General features: G+C 47.0%; 15 protein-coding genes and 1 other RNA gene. All 16 read left to right on the top strand.

Translation table 11 applies throughout. The features are described from left to right. Positions 1–19 precede the first annotated feature (19 nt). The 16 genes from rsmI to lpxC all read left to right on the top strand — a co-directional run bounded on the left by rsmI (position 20) and on the right by lpxC (position 18,312). A complete protein-coding gene (gene rsmI, locus NL646_RS18130; protein WP_005497083.1) occupies positions 20–883 on the top strand; it encodes a 16S rRNA (cytidine(1402)-2'-O)-methyltransferase in 864 nt (287 codons plus the stop codon). A 166-nt stretch (positions 884–1,049) separates the two neighbouring features. Continuing rightward, positions 1,050–1,479, top strand: an RNA gene (rnpB, locus tag NL646_RS18125) — RNase P RNA component class A. Positions 1,480–1,654: 175 nt separating this feature from the next. Beyond that, the gene (rsmH, locus tag NL646_RS18120) at positions 1,655–2,605 is read left to right on the top strand and encodes a 16S rRNA (cytosine(1402)-N(4))-methyltransferase RsmH (RefSeq protein WP_005458168.1); all 951 of its coding nucleotides are present in this window, start codon (positions 1,655–1,657) and stop codon (positions 2,603–2,605) included. Positions 2,606–2,610: 5 nt separating this feature from the next. After that, positions 2,611–2,928, top strand: coding sequence for a cell division protein FtsL (ftsL, locus tag NL646_RS18115; RefSeq protein ID WP_253664507.1), 318 nt, complete (start codon positions 2,611–2,613; stop codon positions 2,926–2,928). After that, positions 2,925–4,718 (top strand): penicillin-binding transpeptidase domain-containing protein, encoded by a 1,794-nt coding sequence (locus NL646_RS18110; RefSeq protein WP_025532790.1) that lies wholly within the window; start codon positions 2,925–2,927, stop codon positions 4,716–4,718. Before ftsL ends, NL646_RS18110 begins: the two co-directional genes overlap by 4 nt. 60 nt (positions 4,719–4,778) lie before the next feature. Next, positions 4,779–6,260 (top strand): UDP-N-acetylmuramoyl-L-alanyl-D-glutamate--2,6-diaminopimelate ligase, encoded by a 1,482-nt coding sequence (gene murE, locus NL646_RS18105; protein WP_021450193.1) that lies wholly within the window; start codon positions 4,779–4,781, stop codon positions 6,258–6,260. Then, on the top strand, positions 6,257–7,621 hold the full coding sequence (gene murF / locus NL646_RS18100; RefSeq protein WP_021450194.1) for a UDP-N-acetylmuramoyl-tripeptide--D-alanyl-D-alanine ligase: 1,365 nt from the start codon (positions 6,257–6,259) through the stop codon (positions 7,619–7,621). Before murE ends, murF begins: the two co-directional genes overlap by 4 nt. Further along, complete coding sequence (mraY, locus tag NL646_RS18095) at positions 7,621–8,703, top strand: phospho-N-acetylmuramoyl-pentapeptide-transferase (protein ID WP_005458164.1); 1,083 nt, start codon at positions 7,621–7,623, stop codon at positions 8,701–8,703. Before murF ends, mraY begins: the two co-directional genes overlap by 1 nt. A gap of 39 nt (positions 8,704–8,742) precedes the next feature. After that, positions 8,743–10,056: a UDP-N-acetylmuramoyl-L-alanine--D-glutamate ligase gene (murD, locus tag NL646_RS18090; protein WP_005458170.1), complete on the top strand. Its 1,314-nt coding sequence runs from the start codon at positions 8,743–8,745 to the stop codon at positions 10,054–10,056. Between the two features lie 18 nt (positions 10,057–10,074). After that, entirely contained in the window at positions 10,075–11,271 is a 1,197-nt protein-coding gene (ftsW, locus tag NL646_RS18085; RefSeq protein WP_005458190.1) for a cell division protein FtsW, read from the top strand. Then, a complete protein-coding gene (murG, locus tag NL646_RS18080) occupies positions 11,258–12,325 on the top strand; it encodes an undecaprenyldiphospho-muramoylpentapeptide beta-N-acetylglucosaminyltransferase (RefSeq protein ID WP_193240895.1) in 1,068 nt (355 codons plus the stop codon). The genes ftsW and murG overlap by 14 nt, the downstream gene beginning before the upstream one ends. Positions 12,326–12,347: 22 nt before the next feature. Continuing rightward, on the top strand, positions 12,348–13,805 hold the full coding sequence (gene murC, locus NL646_RS18075) for a UDP-N-acetylmuramate--L-alanine ligase (protein WP_005497094.1): 1,458 nt from the start codon (positions 12,348–12,350) through the stop codon (positions 13,803–13,805). A 190-nt stretch (positions 13,806–13,995) separates the two neighbouring features. After that, entirely contained in the window at positions 13,996–14,778 is a 783-nt protein-coding gene (locus NL646_RS18070) for a cell division protein FtsQ/DivIB (protein ID WP_253664506.1), read from the top strand. Further along, a complete protein-coding gene (ftsA, locus tag NL646_RS18065) occupies positions 14,771–16,033 on the top strand; it encodes a cell division protein FtsA (RefSeq protein ID WP_005458184.1) in 1,263 nt (420 codons plus the stop codon). The genes NL646_RS18070 and ftsA overlap by 8 nt, the downstream gene beginning before the upstream one ends. A 30-nt stretch (positions 16,034–16,063) precedes the next feature. Further along, positions 16,064–17,293, top strand: a complete 1,230-nt coding sequence (gene ftsZ, locus NL646_RS18060) for a cell division protein FtsZ (protein WP_005497096.1) — start codon at positions 16,064–16,066, stop codon at positions 17,291–17,293. A 101-nt stretch (positions 17,294–17,394) separates the two neighbouring features. Continuing rightward, complete coding sequence (gene lpxC / locus NL646_RS18055) at positions 17,395–18,312, top strand: UDP-3-O-acyl-N-acetylglucosamine deacetylase (protein ID WP_005461213.1); 918 nt, start codon at positions 17,395–17,397, stop codon at positions 18,310–18,312. Positions 18,313–18,379 lie beyond the last annotated feature (67 nt).

The raw sequence follows: 18,379 nt of genomic DNA, 5'->3' as shown, positions 1-18,379 counted from the left end.
TTGAAGTGATGGTAAACAAATGACAGATAAAAATAAGTTGCCGAATGAGGGGCCAACTCTCTACATCGTACCGACTCCAATCGGAAATTTAGCGGATATCACACAACGTGCTATCGAAGTTCTGTCGAACGTGGACATCATCGCAGCAGAGGATACCCGACATACGGGTAAATTACTGTCTCACTTCAATATCCAAACCAAAACTTTTGCGTTGCATGATCACAATGAGCAACAAAAAGCACAGGTTTTGGTCGAAAAGCTATTGTCAGGTCAGTCTATCGCCTTAGTGTCTGACGCTGGTACACCACTAATCAGCGATCCAGGATACCATCTGGTGACAAAATGTCGTCAAGCGGGCGTAAGAGTTGTGCCTCTTCCTGGTGCGTGTGCAGTTATCACTGCGTTAAGCGCGTCGGGATTGCCGTCAGATCGCTTTAGTTTTGAAGGCTTTCTACCGCCAAAAAGTAAAGGTCGTAAAGATAAATTCTTAGAGATTGCATCGGTAGAGCGCACATGCATTTTTTACGAGTCACCACACCGAATTTTAGACTCGTTACAAGATATGTTAGACGTTCTTGGCCCTGAGCGAGAAGTTGTTCTAGCAAGAGAACTCACTAAAACATTTGAAACCATCCAAGGCATGCCTTTGGGTGAACTCATTGAGTGGGTGAAAAGTGACGATAACCAGCAACGTGGTGAAATGGTGCTTTTGATCCATGGTCATCGTGAAACATCGGATGAGGCATTGCCCGATGAGGCTTTGCGTACTTTGGGTATTCTGACGAAAGAACTGCCTTTGAAGAAAGCGGCAGCGTTGGTGGCAGAAATCCACAATCTGAAGAAGAACGCTCTATACAAATGGGGTTTAGAAAACTTAGATTAAGGGCTGTTTAGATTGAATATTGCAAAGGGTTGATGTGAAAGCATCGACCCTTTTTTATTGTTTACCTTTTGCGTTTTGACTAAAAACTCATCACTCGGTGCATTCATTTCATCATATCTGTGATCTAACTAGACTCTGAAGTGAGAACTCTATACAATCCGCCCTCGGAGCTGACTGGGTAGTCGCTGCTTTGTTGATGTCCTTCGGGAGACTGACGTTGAGGTCCTTCGGGAAACTGACGTTGACGTCCTTCGGGAGACTGACAAAGGGGAGGAAAGTCCGGGCTTCATAGAGCAAGGTGCCAGGTAACGCCTGGGGGGCGCAAGCCTACGACAAGTGCAGCAGAGAGAAGACCGCCGATGGCCCGCAAGGGAACAGGTAAGGGTGAAAGGGTGCGGTAAGAGCGCACCGGACGACTAGTAATAGTTCGTAGCAGGGTAAACTCCACCTGAAGCAAGACCAAATAGGCCTCCACATTGCGTTGCTCGCGTAAGGAGGCGGGTAGGTTGCTCGAGCCAGTGAGTGATTGCTGGCCTAGACGAATGGCTACCGCCGCGCAAGCGGAACAGAACCCGGCTTATGTGTCGGCTCCACCTATTCGAGACCCATCTCTACTTCGGTAGCGATGGGTTTTTTGCATTTAATTGACGCAAACTATGTCATTACCAATAAACTTGGCGTAAATCACGTCTAACTTTAGACTTGTGGTGGCGATGATGTAGGAAATCAGTACACTAAAGAATCGCTTCAAGATCATTCAACGAGAAAGCTATGACCGAAACCTTCCAACATATTTCCGTGTTATTAAATGAATCCATTGATGGCTTGGCTATCAAACCAGATGGTATCTACATTGATGGAACATTTGGCCGAGGCGGTCACAGCCGTACAATTTTATCCAAACTTGGCCCAAATGGCCGACTGTACAGTATTGACCGTGACCCTCAAGCGATTGCGGAAGCAGGCAAAATTGACGACCCTCGTTTTACCATTATTCATGGCCCGTTTTCTGGCATGGCCCAATATGCAGAAGAGTATGACCTAGTTGGTAAAGTAGACGGTGTGTTATTGGATCTTGGTGTGTCTTCGCCTCAGCTGGATGACGCAGAGCGTGGTTTCAGCTTTATGAAAGATGGCCCGCTAGATATGCGCATGGACCCAACTTCAGGCATCCCGGTTTCTCAATGGTTGATGGAAGCGGATCTGGATGACATCACTTGGGTGATTCGTGAATTCGGTGAAGACAAACACGCTCGTCGTATTGCTCGTGCGATTGTGGAATACCGTGAAAACGAAGAGAACGAGCCAATGGTTCGTACTGGTCAGTTGGCAAAACTGATCTCTGAAGCAGCACCAAAAAGTTTTAAAGAGAAAAAGCACCCAGCGACGCGTGCTTTCCAAGCGTTCCGAATTTACATCAACAGTGAGCTAGAAGAAATTGATACAGCGCTGAAAGGCGCGGCTCGTATTTTAGCTCCTGAAGGTCGTTTATCTGTCATCAGTTTCCATTCGTTGGAAGACCGCATGGTAAAACGCTTTATCCGCAAAGAAAGTAAAGGTCCTGAGGTTCCACATGGGATTCCTTTGACGGAAGCGCAAATCAAAGAGCTTGGCAGCGCAAACATGAAAACTGTTGGCAAAGCGATAAAACCGAGCAAACAAGAAATTGACATGAACCCTCGTTCGCGCAGTTCTGTGCTAAGAATTGCTGAAAAGCTTTAATTATTATGACGAAACCCACTCCCAACCTTGCTAAGTTGATCGCCACGGATTTAATTACCGTTGGTCGCTGGTCATTACTATTGTTGCTATTGATCATGGCATCAGCAATGGGAGTGGTATTTGCTACCCACCATGCGCGTCAAGCGATCACTGAAAAAGATCACACTCTGGTTGAGCGCGAGCGATTAGATAGCGAATGGCGCAACCTGATGTTGGAAGAAACCGCCTTAGCAGAACACAGTCGAGTGCAAGATCTTGCGAAAGAGGATCTTGAAATGAAACGACCTGACGGCGATAAAGAAGTGGTTATCACGCTAAAATGATAAGAAAGAAAACCAACTCTAAACAAGGAAATAAGCGTAAGTCTTCTGCGAAACCCAAAGCCGCAGTAAACGACACCAAAACCGCACCGAAAGCAGCGAAAGTAGAAGTAGAGCCATCATTTTTGATTCGCTGGCGCTTCCATTTATTGCTGTTTTTTGTTTTCTGCGCCTTTGCGCTTCTTGTCGCTCGTGTGGCCTATATTCAAATCATCGAGCCGGATAATCTCATTAAGCAGGGCGATCTACGTTCGATTCGTGTTAAGTCTATCCCGTCTGCACGAGGCATTATTTCTGATCGCAATGGTGAACCTTTAGCGGTGAGTGTGCCTGTTGAAGCGGTTTGGGCCGATCCAGCCACCATTTTTAAAGAAAATGCGCTAAGTCAGAAACAAAACTGGTATGCCTTAGCAGATGTGTTAGGTGTGGATCGCCAAGGCTTGATTGACAAAATCAAGCGCAACGAAAAGCGTCGCTTTATTTACCTGCAGCGCCAGGTGAGCCCAGCGATGGCAAACTACATTCGTGAACTGAAGCTACCAGGTATTGGTCTTAAGTCGGAGTCTCGTCGTTATTACCCGGCTGGTGAAGTCAGTGCGCACCTTGTCGGTGTGACAGGCATTGACGGTCATGGCCTAGAGGGGGTTGAGCGCAGTTACGATGAATGGCTAACCGGTGAAGAAGGTAAAAAGACCATTCGTAAAGACCGCTATGGCCGTGTCGTTGAAAACATCGCTTGGCAAGACAAACAAGAAGGCAAGTCGTTGCAGCTGACCATTGATCAGCGTTTGCAGGCTATCGCTTACCGTGCCATCAAACAGGCGGTTGCCGATCACCGTGCAACCTCTGGCTCCGTGGTGATGCTGGATGTAAAAACGGGTGCCGTTTTGGCGATGGTTAATGCTCCGTCATACAACCCAAATAACCGCACGGATTGGCAAAGTTATAAGATGCGTAACCGTGTGATCACGGACTCAATGGAGCCCGGCTCGACCATTAAGCCTTTCGTTATTTTAGCCGCCTTAGAAAATGGAGTGGCGGATAAAGATACTATCGTTGATACCGGTAATGGCGTGCTTCGATTGGGCGGTAGCCGAGTCAGGGACGTTTCGTGGGTAGGCAAAGCTAGTCTGTCTATGATTCTGAAAAAATCGAGTAACATCGGTGTGACCAAACTTGCGATGCAAATGCCTGTTGAGGCGCTGCTTGGCTTGTACAGTTCGGTGGGTTTTGGGGAACTTTCTGGTTTGAACTTAGTTGGCGAAGTGACTGGTATCTTCCCAACTCGAACGCGTTGGTCTCCCATTGAACGTGCAACCATTGCGTTTGGTTATGGTCTGTCTATCACGCCGATTCAGCTTGCACATGCGTATGCAACGTTAGGGAACCTTGGCAAGTACGAGCCGATTCATATTATCGAGAGTAATGACCGTGATATGTCACGTCAGGTAGTAAGCAAGGAAAATGCGCGTCTTGTGCTTGATATGCTTGAGACCGTAACTCAAAAAGGTGGTTCGGCCCGTCGTGCAGCCGTTCCGGGGTATCGAGTTGGTGCTAAAACGGGTACGTCTCGAAAAGCATCGGCGGGTGGCTATAGTGATGAATACATCACTTATACCGCAGGTCTAGCACCTGTGAGCGACCCACGAATTGCGTTGGTGGTAATTGTGAATGAGCCGCAAGGTGATGATTACTACGGTGGTTCGGTCGCGTCTCCTGTCTTTTCTGAAATTATGAAAGGTGCACTGCAAATCCTGAACGTCGCACCTGATGAAAACAAATTCCAGCAGTAGGCGATGTAGCCTGCTGCAAAGCACTTTAAGAAAACCTGAGCCAAAGCTCGGAGAACAATTATGACTAAAGCCATCAGTATGGACGCGCTGCTTTCCCCTTGGGTGGATTGCCCTAGTTTGGCGTCCGTTCTCGTTTCAGAACTAGAACTTGATAGTCGCAAAGTTCAACCAAGTACAACTTTTGTCGCTCTTGTCGGCCATGTGGTAGATGGACGTAAGTTCATTGCCTCTGCGATTGAAAAAGGCGCCAATGCGGTGATTGCCCAGGCTTGTGATGTGAAAGCGCATGGCACAATCGACATCATCGATGATATTCCGGTGGTTTATCTCGATGCGCTTGATAAATGTTTATCTGAAATTGCCGGCCAGTTGTACACCTATCCTGATATGAAGTTGATTGGTGTGACAGGTACAAACGGTAAAACTACCATCACCCAGCTTATCGCGCAGTGGATTGGATTAGTTGGCTCAAAAGCAGCAGTGATGGGCACCACAGGTAATGGTTTCTTAGATGATTTAAAAGAAGCGGCGAACACCACAGGAAACGCGGTGGAAATTCAGCATACGCTGGCTTCTTTGGCCGAACAACAAGCGCAATATACGGCGTTAGAAGTGTCTTCTCATGGCTTGATCCAAGGCCGCGTTAAATCCCTTTCCTTTGCTGCTGGCGTATTTACCAACTTGAGCCGAGACCATCTTGATTATCACGGTACGATGGAAGAGTACGCCAACGCCAAACTAACGCTGTTTACCCAGCATCAATGTGATCAAGCAATCATCAATGTTGATGACGAAGTTGGCGCTGCGTGGGCGAAACAACTGACGAATGCGATTGCCGTTTCTCTTGCTCCTACAACTGAGTTTGAACACGCGCTGTGGGCGAGCCAAGTGGCTTATGCTGAATCCGGTATTACGATTCGTTTTGATGGTCAGTTTGGCGAAGGTACGCTGCATGCGCCGTTGATTGGTGAATTCAACGCAGCCAACTTAATGCTGGCATTTGCGACCTTATTGAGCCTTGGTTTTGATAAGAGCGATTTGCTAGCGACGGCTGCTCAATTGCAGCCGGTGTTAGGCCGAATGGAGCTATTCCAAGCTGAGCATCGCGCCAAAGTTGTGGTCGATTACGCTCACACGCCTGATGCGCTTGAAAAAGCATTACAAGCACTGCGCGTGCATTGTGACGGACAGCTTTGGGCTATTTTCGGTTGTGGTGGCGATCGCGATGCAGGTAAGCGTCCGATGATGGCAGAAATCGCTGAGCGTTTGGGTGACAAAGTCGTCTTGACCGATGATAACCCGCGCAGTGAAGACCCTGTATTAATCGTCAAAGATATGCTTGCTGGCCTATCCAAACCAGCAGAAGCGATTGTTCAGCATGATCGCTTTAAAGCGCTTTCTTACGCGTTAGAAAACGCTGCGCCTCAAGACATTATCTTGCTGGCAGGTAAGGGCCACGAAGACTACCAAATTCGTAATGGCGAAACGATTCATTATTCCGACCGCGAATCCGCAATGCAGCTTTTAGGATTGTCCTCATGATCAAGGTTACTTTATCTCAAATTGCAGAAATCACTGGCGGAGCGTTATTCGGTAACGATCTGACTATCGACGCAGTGTCCACTGACACGCGAACGATCGCCAATGGTGCGCTGTTTGTTGCGCTTGTCGGTGAACGATTCGATGCCCATAATTTTTGTCAGCAAGCATTTGAAGCGGGGGCTGGTGCCTTATTGGTTGAAAAGCGTCTTGATGTGAATGCGCCGCAAGTCGTGGTATCGGATACCAAAATCGCACTGGGCGAGTTAGCTTCTTGGGTGCACCATTCTTGCCAAACGCCTACCGTTGCGATAACTGGCAGTTGTGGAAAGACCACGGTGAAAGAGATGGTTGCCAGCATTCTTCAGCAAAAAGGCAACGTGTTGTTCACGGCAGGTAACTTCAATAATGATATTGGTGTTCCGCTGACCTTGCTGCGTTCTCAGCAAGATGACGATTACGCGGTGATTGAGCTAGGCGCAAACCATATTGGTGAAATTGCTTACACTACCCAGCTTGTGAAACCGGATATCGCGCTGGTAAACAATGTTGCGGCGGCGCATTTGGAAGGCTTTGGTTCTATTGAGGGTGTAAAGCAAGCCAAAGGTGAAATCTATCAAGGGTTACAGGCTGGTGGCATTGCCATCGTCAATCTCGATAGTAACGGTGACGCGCTGTGGCAATCGGTTCTTGCAGATAAAAAAGTGATCACTTTCTCGCATAATAATTCGCAAGCGGACTTTTACGCATCGAACGTGACAATGAATGAGGAAGGTAAAGCGAGCTTTACTTTGCATATTTCATCAGATTCGCGAGAAATTGAACTGTCACTTGGTATTATTGGTCAACATAACGTTGCAAATGCTATTGCGGCCTCAATCATTGCGCTACACATGGGGGCAACCGTTGAAGAGATTCAGTTTGGTCTTTTAAACCTTAACAAAGTAAAAGGCCGAGTGGATGTAGAGCAACTTAGCTCGACGATCAAGTTGATCGATGACAGCTACAATGCAAGCGTACCTGCGATGAAAGCGGCGGTTGATTTGCTTGGGGCGTTTCACGGTCAGCGCTGGTTGATTTTAGGCAATATGGCGGAATTGGGTGAGGAAAGTCTTGCACTTCACCGTCAAGTCGGGGAACATGCTGCCCCACAAAAATTTGAACATGTTCTCACATATGGTGCAGACGCAAAGATCATTAGCGAGCTTTGTCATGGCATTCACTTTGAGACACATCAAGAGATGATTGACTACATCAAGCAGCATCTAGACCAAACCGTTTCTGACCAACACACTATTTTGGTTAAAGGCGCGAACGGTGCACGTATGTTTGAAGTCGCTGCTGCTTTGAAGGAGTATTTTTAATGATTATTTGGCTTGCCGAGCTGCTACAGCCATACCTGTCTTTTTTCCGATTGTTTGAATACCTGTCTTTTCGAGCAATTCTCAGTGTACTTACTGCCCTAGGTCTTTCTCTTTGGATGGGACCTATCATGATCAAGCGTTTGCAAATGCTTCAAATTGGTCAGGTCGTGCGTAACGAAGGCCCTGAGTCTCACTTTAGTAAGCGTGGTACTCCTACTATGGGCGGTATCATGATTTTGGCTGCTATTTCGATCACGATTCTATTGTGGACTGATTTATCCAACCCTTATGTTTGGGCGGTACTGACGGTATTGCTAGGTTATGGCGCCGTTGGCTTTGTCGATGATTATCGTAAAGTGGTGCGTAAAAACACCGATGGTTTGATCGCGCGTTGGAAGTATTTCTGGCAGTCTTTGATCGCATTTGTTGTGGCATTTGCTCTATACGCTTATGGTAAAGACACAGCAGCGACGCAGCTTGTCGTGCCATTCTTTAAAGACGTGATGCCACAGCTTGGTCTGATGTACATCATTCTGACTTACTTCGTGATTGTTGGCACCAGTAATGCGGTAAACCTCACTGATGGTTTAGATGGTTTGGCTATCATGCCGACGGTACTGGTTGCTGCAGGTTTTGCCGTTATCGCTTGGGCGACAGGTAACGTTAACTTTTCTGAATATCTGCACATCCCATATCTACCGCACGCCTCTGAGCTTGTTGTGGTATGTACGGCGATTGTGGGCGCGGGTCTTGGATTCTTATGGTTCAACACCTATCCAGCGCAAGTATTTATGGGTGACGTAGGCTCTCTTGCGCTAGGTGGTGCACTAGGCACAATCGCTGTTTTAGTTCGTCAAGAATTGGTGCTGGTTATCATGGGCGGTGTGTTTGTAATGGAAACACTGTCTGTAATCCTCCAAGTCGGTTCATACAAGCTGCGTGGTCAACGCATTTTCCGCATGGCACCAATTCATCATCACTACGAATTAAAAGGTTGGCCAGAACCTCGTGTAATCGTGCGTTTCTGGATAATTTCTATGGTTCTTGTTCTGATTGGTCTTGCGACATTGAAAGTGCGTTAAACGCACTTTCCAAGAACAAGCAATACAGTGTGATCACATATGGAACGTTGGCAAAACATACATAACGTTGTCGTCGTAGGGCTCGGTATTACCGGGCTCTCTGTCGTTAAACACCTCCGAAAAACTCAGCCGCAATTGACGGTTAAAGTTATTGATACGCGTGACAATCCGCCAGGCGCCGAGCGTCTGCCTGAACAGGTTGAACTACACCGTGGTGGTTGGAATACCCAGTGGCTTGCAGAGGCGGACTTGGTGGTGACCAACCCTGGTATTGCGTTAGCGACACCAGAGATACAAACGGTGCTAGCGAAAGGCACGCCTGTCGTGGGGGACATCGAGTTGTTTGCTTGGGCTGTGAATAAACCAGTGGTGGCCATCACGGGTTCAAACGGCAAGAGCACGGTGACAGATTTAACTGGTGTGATGGCAAAAGCGGCAGGATTGACGGTGGGTGTCGGCGGTAACATTGGCGTGCCTGCACTGGAGCTGCTTGAGCAAGATGCGGATTTGTATGTACTGGAACTTTCAAGTTTTCAGTTGGAAACGACGTCGAGTTTGAAACTCAAAGCGGCGGCATTTCTTAACCTTTCCGAAGATCATATGGATCGCTACGAAGGTATGGCAGATTATCGCGCTGCTAAGCTGCGTATTTTTGATCATGCAGAGTTAGCTGTAGTTAACCGTGATGATCAAGAGACGTACCCAGAGGTTGAGATGCCCGTGGTTACGTTTGGCAGCGATGAGCAAGCTTACGGCCTTGAAGTCGATGGTTCTCGCACATGGTTACTTGATCATGGTCAGCGCGTTATCGCCAGCGATGAATTGAAACTTGTCGGCAAACATAACTTAGCGAACGCTCTCGTCGTGTTGGCTCTGCTCAAAGCTGCAGGTGTTGATTACCACAACGCTTTGAATGCACTTAAAAATTACACTGGACTGACACACCGATGCCAGGTGGTTGCGGATAATCGTGGCGTAAAATGGGTGAATGACTCTAAAGCAACTAATATCGCAAGTACTATGGCTGCGCTATCAGGATTAGAGTCGACCGGTAAACTTTATCTGCTCGTTGGTGGTGTCGGTAAAGGCGCGGACTTCACGCCATTAAAACCGATCTTTGCAACGCTTAACCTACAACTGTGCTGTTTTGGTCTAGACGGTGATGATTTTATGCCACTACATGAGTCAGCAATCCGTTTCAACACCATGGAAGATGTGATTCAACAAATATCTTCGCAGTTAAAATCTGGTGATATGGTGATGCTGTCTCCCGCATGTGCTAGCTTTGATCAATTCGACAATTTTATGGCAAGAGGCGATGCATTTGCTGTTCTTGCTCAGAAATATGCATAACTAAAGGTTACTCGTTTCGTGGGTTTAAGTAACGTTAAACACAACATTGGTAATTGGCTTAAGCATCCAGCGCCAGAAGCGCTGTTTGATCGCCAGTTGGTGTGGATTGCGTTGGGTTTGATGTTGACTGGTTTGATTATGGTGACCTCTGCGTCTTTCCCAATCAGCTCACGATTGACCGATCAGCCGTTCCACTTCATGTTCCGTCATGCCACCTTCTTAGTGTTGGCGATCGGGACCTCTGCGGTGATACTTCAAGTACCTTTAGAGCAATGGTTTAAGAAAAGTCATTACTTGCTTTGGGTCTCATTCGGCTTGCTGATTGTTGTACTTCTTGCAGGTAAGTCAGTAAACGGCGCCTCTCGTTGGATTCCGCTTGGTCTGTTCAACTTACAGCCTGCCGAAGTTGCGAAGCTATCGCTGTTCATCTTCATGTCCGGTTATTTAGTCCGTAAGCAAGATGAAGTGCGCCAGACCTTCTTTGGCGGCTTTATGAAGCCAATCATGGTGTTTGCTTTCTTCGCCGTCTTGTTACTTGGTCAGCCGGATTTGGGTACCGTCGTTGTAATGCTGGTTACTCTGTTTGGCATGTTATTTATCGCGGGCGCGAAGCTAACCCAGTTCCTGGCCCTGATGATTGCAGGCATTGGCGCTGTCGTCGGTTTGATCTTGGTAGAACCGTACCGTATGCGCCGTGTTACTTCGTTTCTTGACCCATGGGAAGATCCGTTCGGTAGCGGCTATCAGTTGACTCAATCTTTGATGGCGTTTGGGCGCGGAGAGTGGTTTGGTCAAGGATTAGGGAACTCAATTCAAAAACTAGAATACCTACCAGAAGCGCACACCGACTTTGTATTTGCGGTATTGGCTGAAGAGCTTGGTTTCGTCGGTGTTGTTTTAGTGCTGATGTTGATTTTTAGCTTGGTACTTAAAGCTGTGTATATCGGCAAACGCGCTTTTGAAGAAGGCGAGATGTTTGGTGGTTACTTAGCGTTTGGTATTGGTATTTGGTTTGCGTTTCAAACCATGGTCAATGTGGGCGCAGCCGCTGGTATTGTTCCAACCAAAGGTTTGACGCTTCCACTAATCAGTTATGGTGGTTCCAGTCTGATTATTATGTCCGTTGCAGTGTCCATATTGCTGCGTATCGATCACGAATGCCGCTTGAAACGCGCGCAACAACAATCAGAACAACAGACGAATGAAACAGAATAAACGTTTGATGGTGATGGCTGGTGGTACCGGCGGTCACGTATTCCCAGGTTTGGCGGTGGCAAAGCAGCTTCAAGAACAGGGTTGGGAGATCCGTTGGTTAGGCACAGCGGATCGAATGGAAGCCGATTTGGTGCCAAAGCATGATATTGAGATCGACTTTATCAAAGTAAAAGGTCTGCGAGGCCAAGGCGTTAAACGTCTTTTAGCTGCCCCTTTTCAAATTATTAATGCCATCATGCAAGCGCGAGCGCACATGAAGCGCTGGCAGCCGGATGCCGTTTTAGGTATGGGTGGCTATGTGAGTGGTCCGGGTGGTATCGCGGCTTGGTTAAGCGGTATCCCGGTTGTTCTACACGAACAAAACGCGGTTGCAGGTTTAACAAATCAATGGCTATCAAAGATCGCTAAGAAAGTCTTTCAAGCGTTTCCCGGCGCATTTCCTTCTGCGGCGGTTGTCGGTAACCCAGTACGTGAAGACGTAACGCAGTTGGATGAGCCCGCTCAACGTATGCAAGAGAGAGAAGGACCAATTCGTATTCTTGTTATGGGCGGCAGCCAAGGGGCGCGTATTCTTAATCAAACATTGCCAGCGGTGATGGCAAACTTGGGACAAGACTACTGTATTCGTCATCAAGCAGGTAAAGGCGCAGCGCAAGAAGTGCAAGCTGCTTATCAAGCGAACAATGTTGCTAATGCAGAAGTGACCGAGTTTATTGATGATGTTGCACAAGCGTATGCGTGGGCAGATCTGCTAGTGTGCCGTTCTGGCGCATTGACGGTATCTGAAGTCTCAGCAGCAGGTGTAGGCGCGATTTTTATCCCGTTCATGCATAAAGACCGTCAACAGGCACTGAATGCCGACCACTTAGTGGAATGCGGTGCTGCGAAGATGATTGAACAACCTGATTTAACCGTGGAGTCTTTGACTCAACAGATCCAACAATTGGATCGCCAAGCTTTACTTTCAATGGCTCAAAAGGCACGCAGTGCCGCAAAATTAGATGCTGACAAAGTTGTCGCACAAGCCATTGTCGCTTTGACCGAAAAGCGTTAACGAATTATTGAGAATCGAATTAATGACTATCCAACATACACAAGACTTAGCTCAGATTCGCGCGATGGTACCAGAAATGCGTCGCGTGAAATGCATCCACTTCATCGGTATCGGTGGTGCGGGCATGAGCGGCATTGCTGAAGTTCTTCTAAACGAAGGTTATGAAATCACGGGTTCAGACTTGTCTGAAAACCCAGTAACCGAGCGCTTAGTGTCGAAAGGGGCAACCGTATTTATTGGTCACCAAGCAAGTAATGTCGAAAAGGCTAGTGTGGTAGTCGTTTCCACCGCGATTAACGAGGAAAACCCTGAAGTCATGGCGGCTCGTGAATTGCGTATTCCTATTGTTCGCCGAGCAGAAATGCTGGCTGAACTGATGCGATTCCGTCATGGTATCGCTGTTGCGGGTACACATGGTAAAACCACCACCACAGCACTAGTCACACAAATCTATTCCGAAGCAGGCCTTGATCCTACGTTTGTAAACGGCGGTCTAGTAAAGAGCGCGGGCACCAATGCGCGCTTGGGCTCTAGCCGTATTCTGATTGCAGAAGCGGATGAGAGCGACGCCTCTTTCTTGCACCTGCAACCTATGGTGAGCATCGTTACCAACATCGAAGCTGACCACATGGATACCTACGGTGGTGACTTCGAAACGTTGAAACAAACCTTCATTGATTTTCTTCACAATCTGCCGTTTTATGGCCAAGCCATTGTCTGTATCGATGATCCAGTGATTCGTGAGTTGATTCCGCGTATTAGCCGTCAAGTGATCACCTACGGCTTTTCTGACGATGCGGACGTACGTATCGAAAATTATCATCAAGAAGGTCAGCAAGGTAAATTTACAGTAGTACGTAAAGGTCGAGCTAACCTCGATATCACGCTAAACATTCCAGGCCGTCACAATGCGTTGAACGCATCAGCAGCAATAGCGGTCGCAACGGAAGACGACATTGAAGATGACGCGATTCTAAAAGCGATGGCGGGCACTCAAGGTACTGGCCGTCGTTTTGATCACCTTGGTGAGTTTGATACAGGTAACGGTCATGCGATGTTAGTCGATGATTACGGTCATCACCCAACGGAAGTTGACGTAACCATTAATGCAGCACGCAGTGGTTGGCAAGATAAGCGATTGGTTATGATTTTCCAACCACATCGTTACAGTCGCACTCGTGACCTTTACGATGATTTTGCAAACGTGCTTGAGCAGGTTGATGTATTGATCATGCTTGACGTGTATGCCGCGGGTGAAAAACCGATTGCCGGCGCGGATGGACGCTCTTTGTGCCGTACGATTCGCAGCCGAGGTAAAGTAGATCCGATTTTTGTTCCAGAAATCGAGCAATTACCATCAGTTTTGGCTAACGTTATACAAGACGGCGACCTAATTTTAACGCAAGGTGCTGGTGATGTTGGTAAAGTTGCCAAACAGCTGGCTAATCTTGAGTTAAATATAAACAAGATGCTTGGATAAGTCAGAGTGATGACGCAAAGGACAGATAAGACTCAGATCTCGATTTTGCGTCAAGATCGTTGTGATTTATTGTTATCAGTGTTTGATAGTTTACAAGAGCTCAGTATAATCCCAAGGTTAAAGTCAATACTTTTGCCGATACGATATTATGCGGTGAAAAGTACACGACAAAAGTCAGGAAACGAAGACGTTGTTGAATATTGCACTTAATGAAGAGCGACTAAACACGGACAATAACCGTGGTCGCCAAGATAAAATCTTGGGTGCGCTATTTTTCGTTGTGGTTGTGACCTTAATTAGTTCTGTTTTGTACTCGGCGATCAGTTGGATGTGGGATGACCAAAGGTTACCTCTCTCCAAAATAGTGCTTCAAGGTAAATTGGAGTACGTCAAAGCTGACGATGTTCAGGCTGCATTTAGTCGAATAGATCACATCGGTACATTCATGTCTCAGGATATTGATGTATTACAGCAAAGTGTTGAAGCATTGCCGTGGGTTGCTCATGCAGCGATTCGCAAGCAGTGGCCCGATACAGTAAAAGTTTTCTTAACAGAGCATCAACCCGAAGCCATTTGGAATGGCAACGAACTGTTAGATAAAAACGGTTTGGTTTTCGATGGTGATGTTGCTTTGTTAAAGAACGAGAAAGTTAAGTTGTATGGACCCAAAGACACTGGCCCGGAAGTGTTACAAGCTTACCGCGAACTGAGTCCTAAGTTTCAACAATTGGGTTTAGCGATATCGTCTCTGGTGTTAAACGAGCGACGAGCTTGGCAAATCATCCTAGATAACGGTATTCGATTAGAGCTTGGTAAAGAGTCTCTTCTTGAGCGTATAGAGCGCTTTTTTTCGCTCTATAACAAGCTTGGCAGTGACACGCAACGAATCAGTTATATCGATCTCAGGTACGATACAGGAGCCGCAGTCGGTTGGTTTCCTGAAGAAGAGTTAGAAGAGAGTACAGATGACTAAGGCCGCAGATGACAACATTATTGTTGGTCTTGATATAGGCACTGCAACCGTATCAGCTCTAGTGGGTGAGATTCTACCTGATGGCCAAATTAATATTATTGGTGCGGGTAGTAGCCCTTCGCGTGGCATGGATAAAGGTGGCGTGAATGACTTGGAGTCGGTTGTAAAATCAGTGCAACGTGCAATTGATCAAGCTGAGCTAATGGCCGAGTGCCAAATCAGCCGAGTCTTCATTTCGTTGTCTGGTAAGCATATCGCAAGCCGAATTGAAAAAGGCATGGGCACCATATCAGACGAGGAAGTTTCTCAAGAAGATATGGACAGAGCGATCCATACCGCGAAATCAATTAAAATCGGTGATGAACAGCGAATCCTTCACGTGATTCCTCAAGAGTTCACCATCGACTATCAAGAAGGGATTAAAAACCCTCTTGGTTTATCAGGGGTAAGAATGGAAGTCAGTGTCCACCTTATCTCGTGTCATAATGACATGGCACGCAATATTATTAAGGCAGTAGAGCGCTGCGGCCTTAAAGTAGAGCAACTTGTGTTTTCAGGGCTTGCTGCAAGTAATGCGGTAATCACCGAGGATGAAAGAGAGCTCGGAGTTTGTGTGGTAGATATTGGCGCCGGCACGATGGATGTGGCTATCTGGACTGGTGGTGCGTTACGTCACACAGAAGTATTTTCGTACGCAGGAAATGCTGTAACGAGCGATATTGCTTTTGCTTTTGGTACGCCAGTGAGCGATGCTGAAGAGATAAAAGTCAAATATGGCTGTGCTTTGAGTGAACTGGTCAGTAAGGATGACACGGTTAATGTCCCAAGCGTAGGAGGACGTCCTTCACGTAGTCTGCAGCGTCAGACTCTATCTGAAGTGATCGAGCCACGGTACTCTGAGCTTATGGGATTAGTTAACCAAACTATCGACTCTGTACAAGCGAAACTGCGCGAAGAGGGCATTAAGCACCATCTTGCTGCGGGTGTAGTTTTAACCGGCGGTGCTGCGCAAATTGACGGAGTAGTAGAATGTGCGGAGCGCGTATTCCGCAATCAAGTAAGGGTCGGCAAACCGCTCGAAGTCAGCGGACTAACTGACTATGTAAAAGAGCCGTACCATTCTACGGCAGTTGGATTACTTCATTACGCAAGAGACATGCAGTCTAGCGACGATAGCGATTATAATGAACCTAAACGCTCATCTGTTACTGGCTTTTTCGATAAATTGCGTAATTGGATACAAAAAGAGTTTTAACCTGAGTTGCAGGATAAACGGAGACAACACATGTTTGAACCGATGATGGAAATGTCTGACGATGCAGTAATCAAGGTCGTTGGAGTTGGTGGCGGCGGTGGTAACGCCGTTGAACACATGGTGCGTGAATCCATCGAAGGTGTGGAATTCATCAGCGTCAACACTGATGCGCAAGCACTTCGTAAGACAAGCGTTGGCAATGTTATTCAGATTGGTGGTGATATCACTAAAGGTCTGGGTGCAGGTGCGAATCCACAAGTTGGCCGTGAGGCAGCTCTCGAAGACAGAGACAGAATTAAAGATTCCCTAACTGGTGCCGATATGGTGTTTATCGCAGCTGGTATGGGCGGTGGTACAGGTACTGGTGCAGCACCTGTTATTGCTGAAGTGGCGAAAGAGCTAGGTATTCTGACTGTAGCGGTTGTAACAAAACCGTTCAGCTTTGAAGGCAAAAAGCGTTTAGCGTTTGCTGAGCAAGGCATCGATGAGTTATCTAAGCACGTTGACTCGTTAATTACGATTCCAAACGAGAAGCTACTTAAAGTTCTTGGTCGTGGCGTAACGTTGCTTGAAGCATTTGCGAGTGCGAATGACGTTCTTAAGAATGCAGTTCAAGGTATCGCCGAGCTAATCACTCGCCCTGGTATGATCAACGTCGACTTTGCAGACGTACGTACAGTGATGTCTGAAATGGGTCACGCGATGATGGGTAGTGGTATTGCGAAAGGTGAAGACCGAGCCGAAGAAGCGGCTGAGATGGCAATTTCTAGCCCACTTCTAGAAGATATCGATCTTGCTGGTGCTCGCGGTGTTCTTGTTAACATCACTGCTGGTCTGGACATGCGTCTTGATGAGTTTGAGACAGTTGGTAACACAGTGAAGGCATTTGCATCTGACAATGCAACCGTGGTTATCGGTACTTCTCTAGACCCAGATATGACTGATGAAATCCGTGTGACAGTAGTTGCGACAGGTATTGGCAATGAAAGAAAGCCAGATATCACGCTAGTCGCTGGTGGTAAAGCGAAAGTAGCTTCGGCTCCTCAAGCTCAGCCACAACAAGTTGCGGCAACGCAAGCTGAAGAAAAGCCGGCACAAACTTTGCAGAATCAAGTGCAAGAGAAGCCACAGGTAACTCCTCAGCCGACAAACACAGTTTCTTCTTCTCCTGCCGCGGGCCAAAGCTCAGCAGCACCAAAGCAAGAGAAAGAAAGCGGTTACTTAGATATCCCGGCATTTTTACGTCGTCAGGCTGATTAATCTTTAACCCATAAATTTGACATGGCTCAAAATTATGGTAGCATTCACGGTCGACGTTACAGGCGGCCGTGTTTTGTAGCATATTTTAGAGAGGCAAGCAGATGATCAGACAACGTACTCTGAAAGAAATAGTGAAAACTACTGGTGTGGGTCTCCACTCTGGTCGTAAAGTCACGCTTACTCTGCGCCCGGCTGCTGCAAACACAGGTATTATTTACCGTCGTACAGATGTAAATCCACCTGTAGATTTTCCAGCTGATCCAGCTTCTGTTCGTGACACTATGCTTTGTACTGCATTAGTGAACGACGAAGGTGTGCGTATTTCAACGGTTGAACACTTGAACGCTGCACTTGCAGGTATGGGCATCGACAACATTATTGTTGAAGTTGACGCACCTGAAATCCCAATTATGGATGGTAGCGCAAGCCCGTTCGTTTACCTGCTTCAGCAAGCGGGTATCGAAATGCAAAACGTTCCTAAGCGTTTTATCCGCATTAAAAAGCCAGTTCGTTTTGAAGATGGCGATAAGTGGGCAGAATTTGTCCCATTTAACGGCTTCCGTATGGACTTCGAAATTGACTTTAACCACCCTGCGATTGAATCAGACGAGCAGCGCCTGCTGTTTGATTTCTCATCTCAAGGTTTCGTTCGCGAAATTTCTCGTGCACGTACGTTTGGCTTTATGCGTGATATCGAGTACCTACAATCTCAAAACCTAGTTTTGGGTGGTAGTTTCGACAATGCTATCGTATTGGACGATTACCGAATTCTGAACGAAGAAGGTCTGCGCTTTGAGAATGAGTTTGTTACTCACAAGGTGTTAGATGCAATTGGCGACCTTTACATGTGTGGTCATCCAATTATTGGTGAATTCCGTGCTTATAAATCAGGTCACGGTTTAAACAACCAACTTCTACGCGCAGTATTGGCGGATCAAGAAGCGTGGGAATGGACAACTTTCGAAGAAGAAGTCGGTTCTCCAGTCGCTTTTGCAGAGCCAAACATGGTGCTAGCATAAGTTAGTCAAAGAATATTAAAAACCAGGTTTCGACCTGGTTTTTTTCTATCTAAATTTTACCATCACT

Origin of the sequence: Vibrio sp. Y20_XG_PY13, from assembly GCF_024181925.1 — a bacterium.
Lineage (GTDB): Bacteria > Pseudomonadota > Gammaproteobacteria > Enterobacterales > Vibrionaceae > Vibrio > Vibrio parahaemolyticus.
This window is presented reverse-complemented; position numbering and strand designations above follow the sequence as displayed.